Consider the following 20,642-nt stretch of genomic DNA (forward strand, 5'->3'; position numbering starts at 1 on the left):
ATTGTACATGCAATTATAAATGCGATTGAAGATTGTCTTGACCTTACTACTACTCGGGAGTTCTATCATGGCCACTCAAACAGAAACTGACGCAAATACTAAGACTTCGGCCCATGTTAAGGGTGACACATTCAGCAATGAAGCTCCCAATACCCACAGTGGTGAAGGTAATTTACTTTCTATTTTATGGCGTTACATGACCGAAAGCATTCCTGATAAGAGTCCAAACCAAGCACTGCCAATCCAAAAAATGCAGCTAAACCCCACTGCGGATGCAACACCTATGCTGTATAAAATCAGTCATTCGACAGTGCTGTTGCAACTCAACGGTCAATATTGGTTAACCGATCCTGTTTTTTCGAAACGCGCCTCGCCAAGCCAAATGTTTGGGCCAAAACGATTCCACGAGTTACCAATCGAACTCGATAATATTCCAGCGCTCGCAGGGATTATTTTGTCCCACGATCATTATGATCATTTAGATAAACACAGCATTTTAGCTCTCGCCGAGCGCACGCAAAAATTTATCGTGCCACTGGGTGTGGATAAACATTTGCTCGCGTGGGGCGTGCCTGCCAGCAAGATAGTCGCGCTCGATTGGTGGCAAGCAACCCAACATGCGGGTCTGAGTTTTACCGCGACGCCAGCACAGCACTTTTCGGGCCGTGGTATCTCGGACAAAAACCAAACCCTGTGGGCATCTTGGGTTATTCAGTCCCCTGAGATCAAACTGTTTTTCAGCGGTGATTCTGGTTACTTCAGCGGCTTCAAAACGATTGGCGACAAACTCGGGCCTTTCGATTTAACCTTAATCGAAACGGGTGCCTACGATGAGATGTGGGCAGATATCCACATGCAGCCAGAGCAATCACTGCGGGCGCATTTAGATCTTCGTGGACGACACTTAATTCCGATACATAACAGCAGCTTCGATCTCGCGCTACATAGTTGGTACGAACCATTGGAACGAATCTCTGTAGCCGCTAAAGCCTATTGCGTGCCGCTGCTAACGCCGGAATTTGGTCAAGGCATCAACCTAAGCGATTTAGCCCATAGCCCTGCTTTGAATCACGCTTGGTGGAAAACCTATTTGCCCAAAGACAGAACCGTGTTTGAAATCATTCCAGCGCGTATGAGTTCAGATAAGCTCTAGTCAGTACTCTTATCTGAGCTTTATTAATACACTAAAAAACGTTAAATCATTGGCTCTCCAACACAGGAGAGCCACTGCGGATTACCATTCAACAGAGTCTCACTCGTCGGCGCTCAAAAGCTTACAACTTCAGTATTAAGCCTCCTCCTGCAAACACTAAATTCTAGACGCCTGCTTGATTTTTGGCATAAGATCACTTGCCTTGTCATTTTTTATACCCAACTGAATTAATGGTATTAATGCTTCTAACTGACCATATTAAAATAGCGGGCACAGGAACAAGACTGGTGATTTTAATCTTTGGATACACCATGATCACTTAACATTTCCCTAAAGGTCGCGCTCATGTCGGTGCTCACTTGGCTTAAGAAACAACTTCATCGCACTTTTTATGGCAACAGCCCACTAGAGCAACAGGATAACTTAACCGCCATTTTTCATCCCGCGCAAATGCCAGACATCGACTTGCCGACAAACCAAGCCTATCCGCTAGTGACATCAATTGTGCAGACTGATATCTACGCCTATCAAGTTCACTGCTTACTGACCTTTGAAGGCAAGCAAACCTTAGATACGTTAATCGGCAATGCAGGTTTTGGGATATTGCCCGAACATGCCGCCAACTTTAATGGCCTGATAATCCATAGGAGCCAAACAACCAACTTGCAGCTTAATCAATATGCCGATTTTGCGGGGATCTGCGTCAGTTTAATAACCAACGACAAAGCGCTATTGGAACAACTAATTGCGTTCAAATCGACTTTACCTCACCCTTGGGAAAGCTTTCCCGATGTCGATCCCGATTCCCTTGGCAGTCTTCAAGGTAATATCGATTTTTGGTGCAACTATTTTTGGCAACCCTATTGGTTATCACTCTCAACAGCTGAGCGTTTACAGTACCCAGTAAATTGGCAGCAATTCAGTGATTTCCATTAAGGTTTGAAAGAAGCACTAAGGCTTAATGCAGGATAAAAAATGAAATTAACATCTGTTGGATTAGCACTGGCGTTACTACTTGGCGGTTACTTGATCCCTGAGTCACCTGTGATCCCGGTAAAAGGCGCCAGCAGTAAAGATTGGAACAGCCAAACCTTTTGGTATGAACCTTGGGGTTCATCGGGCGTGCACAAGGGGATAGATATTTTCGCTGCCAAAAATACCGCCGCGATTGCGCCAACGCCTATGTTGATCTTATATCGAGGCGACTTCTTTAAAGGAGGTAATGTGGTCGTTGGTCTAGGCCCTAAATGGCAAATTCATTACTTTGCCCATTTAGCGCAAATTGAATCGACCACGGGATTAATGGTCCACCAAGGTGAAACACTGGGTACAGTCGGCGATACGGGTAATGCGCAAGGTAAACCGCCCCATTTGCATTATTCCATTTTGAGCTTATTGCCGAAACCTTGGCTGATGGATACTTCAACCCAAGGATATAAAAAGGCCTTTTATCAAAACCCCATCAGCTACTTAGAAACGCACTAAGACTTAGGTGATGAGTAACATAGCAGCTTCTCGGCAATATCAACCACAACTGAGGATTCAGCAACTCGCCATGTCGGCAGACGCAATGAATACCAGCACAGCCGTCAGATTATACGAAGAAATCAACGAATACTTATGATTCAATAGATGCAGTATCAAGAGTCACAGCGTTAACTGCCGTAGCATCCACAGTCTGCGACTCGATACCGGCCCCTGCAGCTAATGCTTCCCTATCCGCCTTCGCAATATATTTAGGTTTATTACTCGATTGCAGTTTGGCATTGGCCTTTTTCGCCTTGCTTTTCAAGGTTTGGTTTATCTTTTTTTTACGGTTCATCAGGGCACCAATGCGAATTAGTAATAAAGGGGCGCGATTATAGCCCTCCAGCTGCACGCCAGACAATCGAAAGCACTAAGTCAGAGCGTCTCAGGCCATCAAACCCACGCCCAACGCTAACTCAGTTAATAAGCCCCAAGTCATCAAGCCTGCGCCCAAACCATCAGATCGCGAAAGCTATGCCAAACGCTAAGTAAGGCGCGGGCTGACCGGTATGAACTCGCACTGGGTAACCCTTGAGGTTAAATCTCGATACCGAGTGCTGTGTCGCAATTTTTGAATACTGCCGCCAAATTGCGCAATTTCCGCGAATACACAACTAGACAAGCCGTAATTCCTGCCCTAAAATCGCGTCAGAATAAAAATCACTATCATTTGCAATGTTGTTTAACGGAAGAATCTAATGCCAAGGAATTCGGTGTAGCAAATCCACCCCTTAGCAGGAAGTTATATGACGTTCAAAACCTCGTTTGTTGCTCTCGCCGTCTTTGCGGCACTCACCCAATCCGCTGTGGCACAAGAAACATCCGATGCGGGAACGAATAAAAACAAAGATATTGAAAGAATAACTGTCACCGCGAGTCGGATGGATAAATCCCCAAGCTCGATCCCTAATACCGTCACTATCATTGACCGCGCCCAGTTAGAAGAACAGTTCCGCACCACTAAAGATTTGTCGACCATTATCGGTAACTTGGCCCCGAGCTTTTCGCCAAGCCGTCAGAAGATGAGTAACACAGGCGAAACCCTGCGTGGTCGCCCGCCGCTGATCATGATCGACGGCGTACCGCAATCAAACCCACTTCGCAGTGGGGGTCGCTCGGGTCAAACCATAGATCCAGCCATGATTGAGCGTATCGAAATCATTCACGGTGCCAATGCAATGCACGGTCTTGGTGCCCAAGGCGGCATCATCAATTACATCACTAAAAAACCGACGGGCGACAGCGAACAGGTTGCCAGTTTCGATGTGACAGTTCCTGATTCGATGAAATCTAACGGTTTAAGCTTTGGTGCCAGCTATGCGTTTTCTGGCGAGTCAGAATTTATCGACATGATAGGTTCGGTTAGCTACCGCAATAATGGCGTCTATTATGATGCCAACCATAACGTCGTAGGTGTGGATACGACTCAAGGCGAGTCGATGGACAGCCAAAGCACCGACTTCTTCATTAAGCTTGGCCACAACTTCGACGAGTCGCGCCTTGAACTAATGGTTAACCATTACACCGCAGACAACAATGGCGATTGGATGCCAGTCGCAGGCGACAAGCCCAATGGCGTGCCCACGGGCGCAGTTAAAGAAACTCAGCCATGGGAAGCGGCCAACAATCAAGTGACCACCACCAGTTTGACTTACACCCACGCCAACATTGGTGGCCAACAACTTAACCTACAACTCTTTAATCAAGATTTTAAAGCGGTTTATGGTGGCGGCTGTTTCGACAGTTTCTACGATCCATCCTTCGAAGGTAGCGACCAAGTGATCCAGTGCGGTGTCGGCAGTAAAGGCGAAAGCTTGTACTACGAGCAATCGCGTAATGCTTCAGTTAAATGGGGTTTAAAAAGCTCATTGATTGCTAAAGATATTGCGGGTTCAGGGATTGATGCGGCCTACGGTATCGACCTTTTCCGCGATACCACAGAGCAAGATTTAGTGAAAACGGGTTTTTCGTGGGTTCCGGAAAGCACCTATGACAACGTCGCGCCATACTTGCAGTTAGATTATGATTTAATTGAAAATCTAACCTTATCGACCGGTGTTCGTTACGAGCATGCCGAGTTGAGCGTCGATGACTACAAAACCCTATGGGGTGCGGGCAACAAGCAGATTGCAGGCGGTTCAGCCACCTTCGATGAAACCTTATTCAATGTCGGTATCTCCTACAAAATCACCCCAGACATTCGCGTTTATACCAGCTATAACCAAGGTTTTGGTATGCCGGATATCGGCCGAATTCTGCGTGATGGTAAAAGCTTCCCCGGCGACAATCCCAGCATAGATGACTCATTGGCACTCACGCCGATCGTCACAGATAACGTCGAAGTCGGCGCCGATTACCAAGGTAAATACTTAAGCGCTAAGTTTGCGTATTATCGTTCGGCCACTGATTTTGGTTCACGTTTAGCCTTAAATAGTGATGGTTTCTACGACGTGAAGCGGGAAAAAAGTGTGATCGATGGGATCGAAGCCAATGTCACCGCCTACCTCACCAGCAATGATGATCTCGGTATGAACATCGCCATTCAGCAGGGCGAATACGATTCAAATGGTGATAACCAAGTCGATACCGATCTCGATGGCGCGAATATTTCACCCAACCGTATCAACCTGTTCTGGACCCATAACTTCGATAATGACATGTCGACCCGCGTTCAAGCCAACTACTACATGGACCGCGACTTTAAAAATGCGGCGGGTAACAAGTATGCAGAATTTGATGGCTATACCACAGTCGATGCTTCCTTCTCTATGCCGCTTTACACTGGCACCCTGAGCTTAGGTCTGCAAAACCTGTTTAATAAGGATTATTTCAATTATTACTCACAAACCATGGGTACAAATGATCGTTATTTCAAAGGGATGGGACGTACTGCGACAATAGGCTACACCTTGCCTTTCTAAGTGAAAGGCCCATTTTGAAGCATAAAAAAGCGCAATTACATTGCGCTTTTTTATTGTGCTGAAGAAAGCCAATTATGCCTTGGTCACGACCCAGAGTGCATGTAATAAACCGGGGAACCAGAACAGTAAACACAAGACTATGTTTATCAACAGATCTTTACCCGCTCCTGCCTTCAAAAATACAGCAACAGGAGGCAATAGAATCGCAATAATGACTAAGAGTAATTTATTTGTATCCATAACAGGGCATCCTTAAAACGGAGATGGTAGGCAAATCAACAAGGTCTAACTTCGCAGGAAGACTCAGAATTTGCAAACTTTTTAGCTTACAGAATGATAAATACTCCAAGTGATTCTCTAAACCAAAGCACTTAATATCGCTATAAATTCAAAGGAAGATGTAGCCCGCCTCATGCCGTTAAATACAGGTTAAGATATCCTATAAACTTCAACCGAAAATGCCTAAAAGCATCTATAGTTAAAGAAAAATATGAACTAAAAGAATGATATTTGATCCCCAAGCCCTATTACTCATCAAATTTATTTGCCTACTGGCCAGCACCGCAGCCGTGGCATGGGGACTCATTGCCAAACCTTTAGCGATTGCGACTCAAGCCAGTATGCGTTTTTCTCTGGCGAACTTGTTCGTTCTCCTTGGCATCATACTCAACAGCCAACGCTCCGAAGCCTCTAGTTACCTTTTTTGGTTCTGCTCCGATATGGCGATTCTGTTTGGATTCATCCTATTACGCTGGGGCACTAAGGCACTCTTCAGACTGAGTCCCAGCGTTAAATCTGACCTTATTCTCTTAACAATCACAGCCGGTGTGATGCTCTCGGTCCCCCCCAGCTTCAGCTCCGAACGCACCTTAGCCGTTGCTTTCTCCGCCTGCGCCGCACTGATTTTTACCATGCTGACGCGGGATAACTATCAGGCCATCAAACGCGATACAGGTAACCGAGTCGCCATCGCTATGGTCACGCCTTTAGTCGCCATGGTCGGTATTTTTACCATTCGTATCTTCATCGCCCTGTTGTCTCCCGAAGAAAGCCCGATATTTATCGCCATGCACACCCAAGAAGCGATACCTGTACTGTGGTTTTATGTATTTCTAACCCTATTAATCAATATCGTGATGATAGGAAATGCCATGACGCGGCTCGTCAGCAAAATCCGTATGTTAGCGGAACGGGATCAACTCACAGGCCTGTGGAATCGCCGGGCTATGCATAAATTTCTCAACAATATCCATCAACGCTGGCTAAGGGATAATGTGCCTTACAGTATGATTTTATTGGATCTTGACCATTTTAAAGAGATTAACGATCAATACGGCCACGATGCGGGTGATCTCGCCCTGCTGACGGCGGCGAGACTGTTTGGATCAGTATTACGTGAAAATGATGCGCTATGTCGTCACGGTGGTGAGGAGTTTCTGGTGATTTTACCCGCGACCGATGCCCCCGCAGCCAGAGCCGTCGCCGAGAAATTACATCAAGTACTTAAAGAAAATTCGATTATCTGGCAAGGCATTACGATAAACATTCATGCCAGTTTAGGTTACGCCACGATTTATCAAGGATGCCAGCCTGACAAACTACTTATTCAAGCAGACCAAGCCATGTACCGCGCCAAATCCGAAGGTCGAGACCGTATTTGCCAAGCTTGCTAGGCTTACGCAAAAATAACGCGACTAGTATTAATCCCCTTTCGCCGGCCAAGCCAAAGTATCGGGTTCAGACCACTCAATCAGCGCTTCAGTCACACCGTCAGCGGCAAAATGCTCACCTTGAGTAGGCAAATCCCTATACGCGTAATCACGCCAGCCAGTCACTTCATCACCATAGCGAAAATGCAGACAGTAGGCATGCAGATAACAACGATCCGCCGCCATGCCGCCGTATAAATCATCCCCTAAAATCGGTACGCCTAAACTAGCCAAGGCGACTCTTAATTGATGGGTTTTACCTGAGTGAGGTTTCAGCAAATATAAACGTAATCCCTCGCCGACACTCAAGGAGAAAAACTGCGTAATCGCAGGATTCTCTTTAGTGCGCAGCAGTTTAAACATGCTACGACGCGACTTTGCCATGTCACCAATCACCCAGCCTTGTTTCTTCTTCGGCTTGCCCTTCGCGAGGGCGAGGTAATATTTCTGCACTTTATGGGCGGTAAATAGCTCAGTAAATTGCTTGGCGGCGACCGCGCTCTTGGCCAAAATCAACAGACCTGAGGTGGGCGTGTCTAATCTATGTACGGCAAAAAGCTTAATCCCTAAATCTTGCTCAGCCTGCGCCACCACGCCTGCCGTCCCATCCTGACAGTGGAAATGCACTTTGGCTGATTTGGAAATAACAATAAAATCAGCCTCATCGGCTATGATTCGATACATGGGGTTCTCGACGCTGTAATGCGGATCATCGACTTAAAACTTAATTGTGACCACTAAGCCGGGATGATTATCCGTGAGATTAATTTTGGCATTGTGCCGTGAGAGAATCGCTTTGACCATAGATAATCCTAAACCTGTACCCTGTAAATGCCGGCTAGGGTCGAGGCGCACTAAGCGTTCGAACACTCTTTCTTTACTGTCGTCGGGAATACCGGGGCCATTATCGCGGATCTGAATTTGAGGGCCTGACTGAATAATCTCAATCCGCGCACCTTGGCCAGAATACTTCATCGCATTATCGACAAGATTATATAAGGCTTGGAATAATAAGTATTTATCACCAAAAACCTTATGGTCAGCCAACAGCGACAAACTCAAGGTTTGCTCATTGGATTCTGCCACGGCATCGGCCATGTCCAACAAATCGGTACACAGTTGCGCTAGGCTTAACTCCTGCAAATCGAGCGTCTGCTGACCTTCTTCGATACGCGTGAGTGACAACATGGCATCAAATGTCGCTAAACAATGGTCGAGCTCCTCGGTCAAAATCGCGCAACCCTCGCTAATCTCATCGCTGGGTTTACTCGCCAACTCTTCAAGACCGATGCGGATATGCGACAGTGGAGTACGTAAATCATGGGCGATATTATCGGTCGCGCCGCGCACTGCCATCAGGTTATTTTCGAGGATATCCAGCACATTATTAAACTGTAGCGCCAACATATCAAACTCATCCTGACGCCAACTCAAGGGCAAGCGGGTGTCATAGTGGCCGCGTTCAATCTGTTCACTCAAGCGGTTGTATTGCACTAATCGACGTAAAATCGCCTTAGAAAACAGATAGCCGAGCGCTAAGGTCAACACTATCGTAAGCATCACGGCTGTCGCGGCGGCGCTGATAAACTTATCGATTAACGTCGCTAAGTTATCGGTACGGGTCGCAATCAACACTGGGCCGTAGCGGGTCATTACCAACCCGCCGGTAAGAATATGCAGCTTATCTGGGCCACCGGTTAAGATGGGGAAATCCCGCGTTTGCGGCAGCATGGGCATGCCTTCGGGCATAAAGCTCAAGGCACCGACCATATCGTAGCTATTACGCCAAGCGATCAGAGCGGTTTGTGGATCGGCGGCGCGGATTTGAGCGGCAAAACTACGGCGGTCAACCGTTAGGGCAAGTTGCTGATAACGTTGGGTCTCTGACTCTAAATATTGAGTCACTTGATACTGTTGCTCGATGATCAACTGTCGATAGAGGGCAAATAGCAGCGCCCCAATGATCACCGTCACTAAGGTCGAAAAGACGATTGTGATGCGCCAGGCGCTGCTTTGGTAAGGCTTAATGCCTTTGTCGTAAGCGATAACCCGCTCCCCTCACGGTTTCGATAAGCTCGCCATGGCCTAACTCTTCAAACTTACGGCGTAATTTTGCGATATGCACATCGATAACGTTCGTGCGTGGGTCGAAGTGATAATCCCACACTGCTTCGAACAACAAGGTGCGGCTAATCACTTGATTCGCATGTTCCATTAGATACTTAAGTAACTGGAACTCTTTCGGCTGCAGCATCAACTCTTGCCCGTCTAAGGTCACATTACGGGTCAGTAACTCCATCTTCAAGCCACCGACAACGAGATCTGTGGTGACAGGCACAGATTGGCCACGGTGCATGAGTTTTTCGGCGCGTACTAATAACTCAGAGAAGGCAAACGGCTTAGTCATATAGTCGTCGCCGCCCGCGCGCAAGCCTTTCACTCGCTCATCAACGTGCGCTAAGGCAGATAAAATCAGCACTGGGGTTTGATTGCCCGTTGCCCTTAAGGCGGCCAATAATTTTAAGCCATCGAGCTGGGGTAACATGCGGTCGAGGATCACGAGATCGTACTGACTACTCGTGGAGAGTGACAAACCTTGGTGGCCATCGCTCGCCGTTTCGATATTGTGGCCCTGCTCAAGAAATCCTTTGACGATGTAATCAATCGTCGTCGCATCATCTTCAACTAAAAGTATTTTCATCTGTATGTTGCGCTCCTCAATCCTAAATACTCGTTTGAGCACTCGATTGACTTAGATGTTTCAATCCCACTTGAGTAAAGGTAACGGGCGTAAATTTTCGACATCAAAAGCCAATTTAAACTTACCCGTATCGTCCAGCAGCTTAAGCTCTAAATAACTGATACCTAAGTCGTGATCTAACTTTGCCTCGGTTAAGAAGGCTTTGTGATCTTTAGTGGCCTTAGCGATTAAGCCTGAAAATGTTTGATCTTTTGCTGCGATCAAACGTGTCGCCTCAACCTCACCGAGATCATCCGCGCTCACTTTACTCGCCTTTTGTTTCAGCAACTTACCATCGCGGGCACGATATTCAAACCGCGTTATAGAATTGGCCAAGGGATTAATCAACTCAAATTGGTAGACTAATTCACCCTCTTGCTCTTCCATATTAAATTCGGCAATCACGCCGGAGAACCCTTTTTCGATCTGCTGCATAACGCTCAGCGGCGGTACATAGTCTCCACCCGCAAACATCGAATACATGCTCTGAGTCGCAGTTGCGACGCCAGATACCAACATGAATCCTAGCAACCATAGTCTCATGGCTCCTCCATATAAATCAGCTAAGTTTGTATCTTATGAGACAATCAGTTAGAAGTCGATGGGACCTATTGTCCCTGTGCGCGATTCCAAGCCAATCTCCGATAATCTACCACTGGATATAGCATCACACTGCGTTAGCCTTAACTCAGGTTGGGTCATAAATGGAACGAAAATTCCCTTTCAACATCACCTAAGTTATTAGCTTTTAAGCCAAACACTCAATCATTTTGTGGCTAATGTGTTAAGTCTACCTAATACCAGCTGAAACACCGATGGAAACAAGATTAAGCTTTGATCATCTGGGGGATTCCAAAATATGAATTTGTTCGGATTTGAGTGCCACTGTGGTTTGCATTCCTTTCGTGAGTGCAAGCTTTTGGGCAAAATGCAGCGAGACTTCGGTGTTAAATTGTAACTGAGTACCTGTGACATAGCAGATAAGCCGCACAGATTCCCCCATCACCAGCATAGCGTCGATAGTGACATCTAACTTATTAAAACTGCGGCATAAACGTCCGTTAGATATCGAGTTAAAGCGAATGCCTTGGTTGGGGATCACCCAACGCACTTTGCTGCCAACGGCGCGGTCTTTGCCATAGTCGCAGGCGATCAACTGCTCGCCAAACTTAAGCCAAGTGAGGTCTTTTGTGCTGTCTTGAAACACTACTTCACCGTCGAAAATATTCCTTAGCCCCATCTGCCGCGCCACAGCTTCATTGCGCGGCCGCGACAACACTTCGAAAGGTGCGCCCTGCTGTAGCATCTTCCCTTGGCTGATCAAAATCATCGAATCAGCCAGCAACAAAGCTTCATTTAAGTCATGGGTAACCATGATCACTGGGCAGAGTAACTGCTCTTTGAGGCGCGCCAATTCGAGATATAAACGCTCGCGGGTTTCCCGATCAACTGCCGAAAAAGGCTCATCGAGTAATAACACTGAAGGTTCGCGGGCAAGTGCACGGGCAAGCGCAACCCGCTGACGCTGACCGCCAGATAAATGCGCCGGCAATCTATCGGGTAGGCCTTGTAGGTTGACTCGCTCAAGCCAATCTTTAGCGCGTACAATGCGCTCCGATTTAGGGATATGGTCAAGTCCAGCGACTACATTCTCTAAGGCAGTGAGATTCGGAAATAAGCCAAAATGCTGCGGCATATAACCGATATGGCGTTGCTGCGGGCTCAAGGCGATGCGCGCTTTATCATCAAACCAAGGCCGTTCGCCAAAATGGATTTGGCCCGTATCGGGATGATTCAACCCAGCGATCATCCGTAGTAAGGTCGTTTTGCCACCGCCAGACGGCCCCACCACAGCGAGCACTTCGCCAGCCTTGCAGCGAAAATCAGCGTTGAGTTTAATGTGTTTATGGTTTTGGATCTGACACTGCAGATCAGCGATGATTTGCGCCACGCTGACCTCCTAAACGCCGTGACAAACTGGTAGTCAGCGCCAAAGCCGTTACCGCAAATAGCAATAACACTAATGACATAGTGCCTGCGGCATTAAAATCGAAGGCTTGCACGCTGTCGTAGATAGAAATCGAAATCGTCTTAGTCTCGCCAGCGATATTGCCGCCCATCATCAACACGACGCCAAACTCGCCGAGCACATGGGAGAAACACAACACCAGCGCGGTTAGCACACCCGGCCACACCATAGGCAATTCAATTTTAAGTAAAATTTTAAGTCGACTCATGCCGCAACAAGCCGCTGCGTCGCGAACATCATTCGGCACAGCTTCGAATGCGCGTTGTATCGGCTGCACAGCGAAGGGAATATTGACTAAAACGGAGGCAATAACCAGACCTGAAAAATGAAACACGAGCTGCTGGCCAGTCAGTTGCTCTATCCATTGTCCGAGCCAACTCTGACTACCGAGCCCCACCAGCAAGTAATAGCCAATCACGGTCGGCGGTAGCACTAAGGGCACCATTATCAATGCCTCGACCCAAGATTTGCCGACAAATTGACGGTAGGCCAAAGCTCGCCCCGCGAGTATCGCAAGGGGGATCAGCACCAATACTGTGATGCTGCTGAGTTTGACCGATAACCACAGCGCCTGCCAATCCATTGGAATCCTTAACTTACCGGCAAACCAAAACCGTATTGAGTGAATACGGCGCGGGCGGCGTCTGACTGTAGATATTGGTAGAAACGCTCGGCGGTTGAGCTCGCCTTAGGCATTAACGCCATACGTTGATTCAGCGGACCATGGAGATCTGTGGGTAAAGCTAAGTAATGACCGAGGGCTTGAAACTGCGGCGCAATCGCCAGTGATAAAGGAATAATTCCGCCTTGAGTCGAGCCGCTGATCGCAAACTGCGCCGCTTGGGAGGCGTTTTCGCCTAAGATCAACTTAGTTTGCAGCTCATCCCATAACCCGAGTTTTTTCAATAACTCACGGGCGCGTTCGCCGTAGGGAGCATGGTCAGGATTGGCGATCGCAAAACGCTCTAATTGGCCCGCAGCCAGTAATGCTTTTAGGCCATTGAGCTCGATATCTAGTGCGAGCGGTGAATTTTTAGGGGCGACTAAGGCTAAACGGCCGACGGCATACTGCACGCCCTCGCCTTGGGTAAAACCGACTTTATTTAGCTCTGCAATATAACGCTCATCGGCGCTCAGCAGCATTTCGAACGGCGCACCGTGTTGAATTTGCGCGACAAAATTCCCCGATGAACCATAGGAAACCCGTACTTTGAGACCCGTTTCTGCGGTGAAGTTTTTAACAATGTCATCCAAGGCAAACTTGATATTAGCCGCCGCGGCGATGGCAGGAATCGGAGTATTATCCGCTGCGCGACTGGTCGATGGTACGACGGCTAAGCAAAACAGTAATGCAAAACCAAGGGAGTGGAAGAAACGGGTCAAACTCTGCATTGGGTCACCTCAGTGCCGTGTTCGCGTTCATGTAGAGCTAGCAAGCTGCCTTGCCACTGCGCGTATTTTTGCTGTAACTAAATCTTTGTGTTGCCACAGTTTGGCAGCTTGTTCATCGGCATCTTTCGCCTCAACCCAACTTTTACCTTGCTCGCCCGCTTCTAATTTCCAGAATGGCGCTTTGGTTTTTAGGAAGTCGATTAAGAATTCACAGGCCGCGAAGGCGGCTTTGCGATGGGCGCTGGTTACCCCGATAAACACAATTTGCTCACCTAAGGCCATAGTGCCCACGCGGTGAATCACAGTGACCTTGTTCAGTGGCCAGCGACTGCGCGCCTCGACAACGATTTGCTCTAGCACGGCTTCTGTCATGCCCGGATAGTGCTCTAAGGTTAAGTCAGTCACCGCGGCGCCATCATTAAAATCACGCACTTTACCGACGAAAGTGACTACGGCACCATCGCTATCATCTTGAGCTAACTGCCGATATTCGTCGGTCACACTAAAATCGACTTCTTGCACTCGAACTGCGGGTAATAAACGCATATTAACCTCCGGTAACGGGTGGGAAAAAGGCGACTTCATCACCATCGTTTACAGGCGTATCCCATTGACTGATGGTCTGATTTACCGCCACCAGCAATTTGTCTGAGGTTAAGACTTTGGCCCATTTATCATCGGTAGCCGCCAGCGTCGCACGTAACGCTTCGGCGGTTTGTGTCTGCTCGCTCGCCTCTAAGCTTAATTTAGCTATGCCCAATAATTCTCGAACTTGAGCAAAAAAAAACACGTTAATCATAGTCTTCTCTCGTTTTTGATCCGCTAAACCTTAAAATGTCCCGACTTGCCGCCGCGTTTTTCTAGCAAACGAATTTGGGAGATCACCATATCTTTTTGCACGGCTTTGCACATATCGTAGATAGTTAATGCTGCCACTGAGGCCGCAGTTAAGGCTTCCATCTCAACACCTGTTTTGCCGGATAATTTACACAGACTGGTGATACGCACGCGGTTATGTTCGGGCTGCGCCTCTAAATCGACTTCAACCTTAGTCAACATCAGTGGATGGCATAAAGGGATAAGATCTGAGGTTTTTTTCGCGGCTTGAATACCCGCAATACGTGCAGTGGCAAACACATCACCCTTGTGGTGGCTGCCGCTCATGATCATCTCAAGTGTCGTGCTTGCCATCTCGATAAAAGCTTCTGCACGGGCTTCGCGCTCGGTAACAACTTTTTCAGTGACATCGACCATATGGGCGTTGCCATCGGCATTAATATGGGTAAATACATTGCTCATTGGAGCGATCCTTTAATTGAGGTCAAAACAGGGTACAAGGGAAATTGTGCTTATACTCGCGCTAAATCGGCGCTGATGAAGAACCTAAATACGGGCTAGCCACCAATAGAGGCGAGATGCTGAGTGACACCAGTAATGCCTTGATGCAAGTAATGGGTGGCTTTCTTCTGGGCTAATTGACCGTGCAAACGCTCAATTAATTCCGCTTGTTGGCTAGAATGCTGCAGCAGATCACGCAAATCGACACCGGATTCGGTAAAGAGGCACAAGTGTAACTTACCCTTAGCAGATACCCGTAAACGGTTACAGGTAGCACAAAAATTATTGGCGTAAGGCATGATCAAACCAATGCGACCTTGATAATCACTGCGGCTAAAGTTTTGCGCTGGACCATCATCGGCGCTCGGCGTATCTAATTGCCAACCATCCGCCAGCAACTGCGCTTTAATGTCAGCGCCCGCTAGATGATGTGTTTCAAAATACTCACGGCCTAGGCCAGTTTCCATTAACTCGATGAAACGTAAATCGATTGGCGTGTTTTTAATCCAATGCAAAAAGCGCGGTAAATCTTTATCGTTTAGGCCTTTAAGTAGGACGGCATTGATTTTTACGCGCTCAAAACCCGCCGACAAGGCAGCATCGATCCCCCGCATCACTTCGTCGAATTTATTCTCGCCAGTGATTTGGTAAAACATTTTAGGATCTAAACTATCCACAGACACATTGATACGGCGCAAGCCCGCATCGAACCATTCTTTGGCATGCTTTTCGAGTCTATAGCCATTAGTGGTTGTCGCTATGGTGTGAATGCGCGGGTTATCGGCGACGACACGGATGATGTCGGTAAAGTCTTTACGCAGGGTGGGTTCGCCGCCTGTTATGCGGATTTTTTGGGTGCCGACTTGGCTAAATGCAGAGACTAAGTTTTCTATCTCATTGAGAGATAAGAATTTTGGCTTGCCGTCAGGATGATAACCGTCGGGGAGGCAATAACTGCATTTGAAGTTACAAACGTCAGTGACTGACATCCGCAAATAGTGAAATTTTCGACCAAAGCTGTCTTGTAATTGAGACATGATCACCTTTCCAAGTGTGGGAGGTGAGAGCATTTCTTATCCCACCCCGGTGGCATTATTACCACGGCTACACCTCCATATCTTTCGACTTAGGTAGGCAAGCTCGGAGAACCGTCACCGGTGATTATAGGCCGAAAGTACTCACTAGCTATACCCCTAAACAGGTATTTATTAACCTAGATCACGCTAGCGTGAATAATCTGTGACAGTCCTCACCTAAAGATTTGTACTGAATTAGACTAAACAGCCGCTTAATCCACTGTGACCTTATCTTATTTTCAGGTAAGGTGGTACAAGCAATAAAACGCCCGTTTACAAACTACAACACTCGATAAAAATCGGGGAAACGTGAAGGAAGAGGTGAACTGATGGAACGCGAATCAATGGAATTCGATGTTGTTATCGTCGGCGCAGGTCCAGCAGGCTTGGCCACCGCGTGTCGAATAATGCAAATATCACAGGATTCAGGTAAAGAAATTACCGTCTGTGTGGTCGAAAAAGGCTCAGAAGTGGGCGCGCATATTCTGTCAGGCGCAGTGTTCGAGCCAAAAGTGCTAGACGAGCTATTCAGCGACTGGCGCGAGAAAGACGCTCCAGTGAAAACCGCTGTCACCCACGACGAAATCTACCTACTCAGCTCAGCCACCGACGGCCGAGTGATGCCTAATGCCTTTGTGCCAAAAACCATGCACAACGACGGCAATTTTATTATCAGTGTCGGTAATCTGTCCCGCTGGCTTGCTAATCGCGCCGAAGAACTCGGTGTCGAAATATTCCCCGGCTTTGCCGCCAGTGAATTGCTATTTAATGCCGATAACAGCGTTAAAGGTATTTTGATTGGCGATATGGGCGTGGGCGCCGATGGTGAGCCTAAAGACAGCTTTATGCCCGGTATGGAACTGCACGCTAAATATACTGTTTTCTCAGAGGGTTGCCGCGGCCACTTAGGCAAGCAACTGATCGAAAAATACCATTTAGATAATGGTAAAACACCCCAGCATTACGGCTTAGGCTTCAAAGAAATTTGGAAAGTCCCCGCCGAGCAACACGAGCAAGGCAAAGTGGTGCACACTGGTGGCTGGCCATTAACCGAGGGCGCATCGGGTGGCGGCTTTCTGTATCACATGGAAGACAACCAGATTGCTGTCGGCCTCATTATCGATTTGAACTACAAGAATCCGCATCTGAGTCCATTTGACGAATTCCAGCGCTATAAAACTCATCCTGTGATTGCAAAGTATTTAACCGGCGGCGAACGCCTCAGTTACGGCGCCCGTGCGATTACTAAAGGCGGCTTGAACTCGCTTCCTAAGATGAGCTTCCCCGGCGGCCTGATCATCGGCTGTAACGCTGGGACTTTGAATTTCGCGAAAATCAAAGGCACTCACACTGCGATGAAGAGCGGTATCGTTGCGGCAGAAACCTTAGGCAAAGCCATGATGGCGGGTGTTGAAGGCGGTAAAGATCTCGACTGTTACCAAACTCATATCGAAGAAAGCTGGCTGCATGAAGAACTGCATAAATCGCGCAACTTTGGCCCTGCGATGCATAAGTTTGGCACCTATTTAGGTGGCGCCTTCAATTACATAGATCAAAACTGGTTTGGCGGAAAGTTCCCTATCACACTGCGTGATGAACACCCAGACTATGCGCAAATGGCCTCCGTGAGCGCTTACAGCAAGATTGATTACCCAAAACCCGATGGCAAACTCAGTTTCGACAAACTGTCCTCTGTGTATCTGTCGAGCACTTATCATGAAGAAGATCAGCCCTGCCATTTACGTCTTAAAGACAGCAGCATTCCACTGGGTATTAACCTGACTCAGTTTAATGAGCCAGCACAACGTTATTGCCCTGCCGGTGTGTATGAAATCGTCGAAGAGGCGGGTCAGCCTAAGTTTGTGATCAATGCGCAAAACTGCATTCACTGCAAAACCTGCGACATTAAAGATCCTAGTCAAAACATCACTTGGGTTACGCCTGAAGGCGGTGGTGGTCCTAACTACCCCAACATGTAATTGGTTGCCAACAATTGTTAATAGCGGCGCTCAGTGGAGCGCCTTTTTTTCATCTTTGACACAAACATCTCACTTTTTTTGCTTGCCCTTATCTACGACATTGGCCACAATTGCCACACAAAAAAGAGTTCGTTTTCAATCACCATCCCATTTCCATCTATACTCTACATAATTAGATCTACTGCAAGACCAACGGGTTAGGCCAAATAAATGTTTTATACGCTGTTTTATTCAGCATTCGGCCTAGACTAAGGTTAACTTTTCACATTCCTGTCCGATAATCTTTTACCGTACAAGAGTGCGTTGAGCGATAACGCAAAACAGTCCAACACAGGCATATTGATATTTATGATATTTAATAACCTCACCATTAAGCAGAAAATTCTGCTAACAGTGACATTTGCAGTACTGCTGTCGACCATACTCGTCGGCGTATTAAGCCAACGTAGCGCTAAAAATGTCGTACAACAACGGATGTTAGGTTCGGAACTGCCGAGTTTGATGATGCAGATCCGCAATAAGATCGATCTCGACATCTCCACTTTAATGAATGCTGCAGAGCAATTGGCCAGCAGCCGCATGTTACTGCAATGGCTCGAAGACGGCAGACCACAGGCCCAAGAACCCCAAGTGGTTGCCCAACTAAAAGATATCACGCGTCAATATAAACTAGCGCAAGCCTCCTACGCCGACAGACAAACTGCCGCCTATTATACTCAAGATGGATTTTTGCGCGTGCTCACCCCTGCGCAGGATGGCTGGTTTTTTGGTTACCGCGACAGTGGCCAAGAACGTATGTTGAACGTATTCACTGAGGCCAACGGCGAAGTCAAACTCTTTATCAACTACCAACAACCCAATGGTCGCGGCTTAGTCGGGCTCGCTAAATCACTCGATGATATGGTGCGTTTACTGAGTTCATTTAAGATTGAAGAAACAGGATTTGTTTACTTAGTGGATGCTAAGGGTGAAGTGAAACTCCACCCAGATACGAGCCAAATTGGTAAGAGCAACCTAAGCAACTTATACAAAGATGCGAACTCAAGCGCCTTACTAAACCGCGGTGATTTCAATCTGATCAATACCAAAATCAATGGCGAAAACATGCTGGTTGCCAGTAGTTATATCGCGTCTATGGATTGGTACTTAGTGGCACAAGTGCCAGAAGCCGAAGTGTTTGCGCTATTAACCGAAGCGGCTTATCAGATCTTAATCTGGACACTGTTGATTGCAGCGGGCTTTATCGTCCTCGCTATCGTTGTTGCAGGTTCTGTGAGTCGTCCCATCGCCCAAGTTGCCGCTATGTTCCGCGACATAGGCGAAGGTGAAGGTGACTTACGCCAACGCTTACCTGTCAATGGTGAAGATGAGATTGCGCAACTCGCTAAGGGATTTAACAGCTTTATCAGCAAGATCCAAGATTCGGTCATCGAAGTGGCGCAAACCAGCGAACAGCTCGGTTTCTCCGCTAAGGATGTGTCGAATCAGGCACAGCAAACCTTAGAAGACAGCCACGAGCAGAAAGATCGCACTATGATGGTGGTAACAGCCATTAATGAAATGGGCGCGACGGTTAACGAAATTGCCAGTAATGCCGCTCAAGCTGCGGTTGCTGCAAGAGATGCAGACACTGAAGCCAGCAGTGGCCAAGTTGTGGTAACCCGTGCCCGCGATACCATTAACCAATTGTCAAAAGACGTTGGCCAAGTGGGTGAAGTGATTGAGTCCCTCGCGACCCACACTAAATCCATTGGTGGGATTTTAGATGTGATCCGCGCTATCTCTGAACAGACCAACTTGTTAGCCCTCAACGCGGCAATTGAAGCGGCACGTGCCGGTGAAGCTGGACGCGGTTTTGCTGTCGTCGCCGATGAAGTACGTAACTTAGCATCACGTACCGCAGCATCGACCAATGAAGTGCAAGGCATGATCGACAAGTTGCAATCGGAAGCCAGCCGCGCAGTGAATGCGATGGCCCAGAGTCGTACTCGCTCCCATGAAGGTGTTGTGGCCGTCGATGAAGCCAGCAAATCGTTGATTGGTATTAGCGATCGCATTGGTCTTATCAGCGACATGAACATCCAAGTTGCTGCGGCAACGGAAGAACAATCCACAGTTGTGGAGGACATCAACCGTAACGTCACAGAAATCAACGATATTACTCAGCGTACAGCCAATACTGCACAAGCGGCAGCACAGGCGAGTTTAGCCTTGAATCAACTGTCACACCGCTTAGATACCTTAGTGGCCAAGTTTAAGGTGTAAAACCTTAAACTTACACCATAAAAAACGCCTTAGATGGAAACATCTAAGGCGTTTTTCTTTAATTCAATGAGGCGATTAATCCATAGCAATAAATTTAATCGTTAATGGATATTTATATACCTTACCCTCACTGGCTTTAATAATCGCCAGCACAGTGCACACCAAATCGAATATGCCGAGTATGGCTAAAAAGATAAAACCTATCCCGACCAAAGCGAGTACGCCACTGATGATTACATAAATCAGCAGGCTCAATTTAAAGTTCAAACAACTACGGCCACATTGATCGACAAATGCGGACTCTTCGCGCTTCATCAGCCAGATAATCAAAGGACCAAGAATCGAGCCCAGCGGCACTAGGTATCCAACAAAGCTTGAGGCGTATACCAGTAAGCCAAAATCTTTATCACTTTTTGTAACGGGTTCAATCATAAGGTCATCCCTGTTTTATCATTATGAATATAAATACTTATTTACCGCTCGGCCCACATAATACCAATCACATTAAATATC

Annotated in this window: 22 protein-coding genes and 1 riboswitch; of the genes, 8 read left to right on the top strand and 14 right to left on the bottom strand. The window is 47.4% G+C overall.

Annotated elements, in window-relative coordinates; all coding sequences use genetic code 11:
* Window positions 1-67: 67 nt before the first annotated feature.
* The 4 genes from Q4Q54_RS09505 (at window position 68) to Q4Q54_RS09520 (ending at window position 2,777) form a co-directional block, all read left to right on the top strand.
* On the top strand, window positions 68-1,153 hold the full coding sequence (locus Q4Q54_RS09505) for an MBL fold metallo-hydrolase (protein WP_106648399.1): 1,086 nt from the start codon (window positions 68-70) through the stop codon (window positions 1,151-1,153).
* A gap of 345 nt (window positions 1,154-1,498) precedes the next feature.
* Window positions 1,499-2,089, top strand: coding sequence for a hypothetical protein (locus tag Q4Q54_RS09510; protein ID WP_311988305.1), 591 nt, complete (start codon window positions 1,499-1,501; stop codon window positions 2,087-2,089).
* Window positions 2,090-2,128: 39 nt separating this feature from the next.
* On the top strand, window positions 2,129-2,638 hold the full coding sequence (locus tag Q4Q54_RS09515; protein WP_311988306.1) for a M23 family metallopeptidase: 510 nt from the start codon (window positions 2,129-2,131) through the stop codon (window positions 2,636-2,638).
* A gap of 10 nt (window positions 2,639-2,648) precedes the next feature.
* The gene (locus tag Q4Q54_RS09520; RefSeq protein ID WP_311988307.1) at window positions 2,649-2,777 is read left to right on the top strand and encodes a hypothetical protein; all 129 of its coding nucleotides are present in this window, start codon (window positions 2,649-2,651) and stop codon (window positions 2,775-2,777) included.
* Here Q4Q54_RS09520 and Q4Q54_RS09525 read toward each other — a convergent pair.
* Window positions 2,772-2,975: a DUF2986 domain-containing protein gene (locus tag Q4Q54_RS09525; RefSeq protein ID WP_220776888.1), complete on the bottom strand. Its 204-nt coding sequence runs from the start codon at window positions 2,973-2,975 to the stop codon at window positions 2,772-2,774. The genes Q4Q54_RS09520 and Q4Q54_RS09525 overlap by 6 nt on opposite strands.
* 451 nt (window positions 2,976-3,426) lie before the next feature.
* Between Q4Q54_RS09525 and Q4Q54_RS09530 the strand changes: the two genes are divergently transcribed.
* Window positions 3,427-5,601 carry a TonB-dependent receptor gene (locus Q4Q54_RS09530; RefSeq protein WP_311988308.1) on the top strand — a complete coding sequence of 725 codons (2,175 nt, stop codon included), beginning with the start codon at window positions 3,427-3,429 and terminating at the stop codon, window positions 5,599-5,601.
* A 72-nt stretch (window positions 5,602-5,673) separates the two neighbouring features.
* Here Q4Q54_RS09530 and Q4Q54_RS09535 read toward each other — a convergent pair whose 3' ends face one another.
* Window positions 5,674-5,841 carry a YqaE/Pmp3 family membrane protein gene (locus Q4Q54_RS09535; RefSeq protein ID WP_006079767.1) on the bottom strand — a complete coding sequence of 56 codons (168 nt, stop codon included), beginning with the start codon at window positions 5,839-5,841 and terminating at the stop codon, window positions 5,674-5,676.
* A gap of 263 nt (window positions 5,842-6,104) precedes the next feature.
* Between Q4Q54_RS09535 and Q4Q54_RS09540 the strand changes: the two genes are divergently transcribed.
* Window positions 6,105-7,274, top strand: a complete 1,170-nt coding sequence (locus tag Q4Q54_RS09540) for a GGDEF domain-containing protein (RefSeq protein ID WP_311988309.1) — start codon at window positions 6,105-6,107, stop codon at window positions 7,272-7,274.
* A gap of 27 nt (window positions 7,275-7,301) precedes the next feature.
* Here Q4Q54_RS09540 and Q4Q54_RS09545 read toward each other — a convergent pair whose 3' ends face one another.
* From Q4Q54_RS09545 to moaA, 11 genes are all read right to left on the bottom strand, one after another.
* Complete coding sequence (locus tag Q4Q54_RS09545; protein WP_311988310.1) at window positions 7,302-7,994, bottom strand: TIGR01621 family pseudouridine synthase; 693 nt, start codon at window positions 7,992-7,994, stop codon at window positions 7,302-7,304.
* Between the two features lie 33 nt (window positions 7,995-8,027).
* Window positions 8,028-9,284 (bottom strand): HAMP domain-containing histidine kinase, encoded by a 1,257-nt coding sequence (locus Q4Q54_RS09550; protein ID WP_006079764.1) that lies wholly within the window; start codon window positions 9,282-9,284, stop codon window positions 8,028-8,030.
* 49 nt (window positions 9,285-9,333) lie between these two features.
* Complete coding sequence (locus Q4Q54_RS09555) at window positions 9,334-10,011, bottom strand: response regulator transcription factor (RefSeq protein ID WP_311988311.1); 678 nt, start codon at window positions 10,009-10,011, stop codon at window positions 9,334-9,336.
* A 60-nt stretch (window positions 10,012-10,071) separates the two neighbouring features.
* Window positions 10,072-10,593 (bottom strand): hypothetical protein, encoded by a 522-nt coding sequence (locus Q4Q54_RS09560; protein ID WP_011845542.1) that lies wholly within the window; start codon window positions 10,591-10,593, stop codon window positions 10,072-10,074.
* 295 nt (window positions 10,594-10,888) lie between these two features.
* Window positions 10,889-12,001, bottom strand: coding sequence for an ABC transporter ATP-binding protein (locus tag Q4Q54_RS09565; protein ID WP_311988312.1), 1,113 nt, complete (start codon window positions 11,999-12,001; stop codon window positions 10,889-10,891).
* The gene (gene modB, locus Q4Q54_RS09570) at window positions 11,982-12,662 is read right to left on the bottom strand and encodes a molybdate ABC transporter permease subunit (RefSeq protein WP_220591741.1); all 681 of its coding nucleotides are present in this window, start codon (window positions 12,660-12,662) and stop codon (window positions 11,982-11,984) included. Before modB ends, Q4Q54_RS09565 begins: the two co-directional genes overlap by 20 nt.
* An 8-nt stretch (window positions 12,663-12,670) precedes the next feature.
* Window positions 12,671-13,471 carry a molybdate ABC transporter substrate-binding protein gene (gene modA, locus Q4Q54_RS09575; protein ID WP_311988313.1) on the bottom strand — a complete coding sequence of 267 codons (801 nt, stop codon included), beginning with the start codon at window positions 13,469-13,471 and terminating at the stop codon, window positions 12,671-12,673.
* Between the two features lie 27 nt (window positions 13,472-13,498).
* Window positions 13,499-14,017: a molybdopterin synthase catalytic subunit MoaE gene (gene moaE, locus Q4Q54_RS09580; protein WP_311988314.1), complete on the bottom strand. Its 519-nt coding sequence runs from the start codon at window positions 14,015-14,017 to the stop codon at window positions 13,499-13,501.
* Between the two features lies 1 nt (window position 14,018).
* The gene (gene moaD, locus Q4Q54_RS09585; protein WP_311988315.1) at window positions 14,019-14,270 is read right to left on the bottom strand and encodes a molybdopterin synthase sulfur carrier subunit; all 252 of its coding nucleotides are present in this window, start codon (window positions 14,268-14,270) and stop codon (window positions 14,019-14,021) included.
* Between the two features lie 23 nt (window positions 14,271-14,293).
* Window positions 14,294-14,770, bottom strand: a complete 477-nt coding sequence (gene moaC / locus Q4Q54_RS09590) for a cyclic pyranopterin monophosphate synthase MoaC (protein ID WP_311988316.1) — start codon at window positions 14,768-14,770, stop codon at window positions 14,294-14,296.
* Window positions 14,771-14,865: 95 nt separating this feature from the next.
* Window positions 14,866-15,846, bottom strand: coding sequence for a GTP 3',8-cyclase MoaA (gene moaA, locus Q4Q54_RS09595; RefSeq protein ID WP_311988317.1), 981 nt, complete (start codon window positions 15,844-15,846; stop codon window positions 14,866-14,868).
* Window positions 15,834-15,967, bottom strand: a riboswitch (molybdenum cofactor riboswitch). It overlaps the preceding gene by 13 nt.
* Before the next feature lie 247 nt (window positions 15,968-16,214).
* Here moaA and Q4Q54_RS09600 point away from each other — a divergent pair.
* Window positions 16,215-17,864, top strand: coding sequence for an electron transfer flavoprotein-ubiquinone oxidoreductase (locus tag Q4Q54_RS09600; RefSeq protein WP_311988318.1), 1,650 nt, complete (start codon window positions 16,215-16,217; stop codon window positions 17,862-17,864).
* A 348-nt stretch (window positions 17,865-18,212) separates the two neighbouring features.
* On the top strand, window positions 18,213-20,129 hold the full coding sequence (locus tag Q4Q54_RS09605) for a methyl-accepting chemotaxis protein (RefSeq protein WP_311988319.1): 1,917 nt from the start codon (window positions 18,213-18,215) through the stop codon (window positions 20,127-20,129).
* Window positions 20,130-20,204: 75 nt separating this feature from the next.
* Here the strand turns inward: Q4Q54_RS09605 and Q4Q54_RS09610 are convergent, their stop codons facing one another.
* The gene (locus Q4Q54_RS09610; RefSeq protein ID WP_006079751.1) at window positions 20,205-20,561 is read right to left on the bottom strand and encodes a DUF4870 domain-containing protein; all 357 of its coding nucleotides are present in this window, start codon (window positions 20,559-20,561) and stop codon (window positions 20,205-20,207) included.
* Window positions 20,562-20,642: the final 81 nt, after the last annotated feature.

Origin of the sequence: Shewanella sp. SP2S2-4 (genome assembly GCF_031932025.1) — a bacterium.
In the GTDB taxonomy this organism is placed as follows: Bacteria; Pseudomonadota; Gammaproteobacteria; order Enterobacterales; family Shewanellaceae; genus Shewanella; species Shewanella baltica.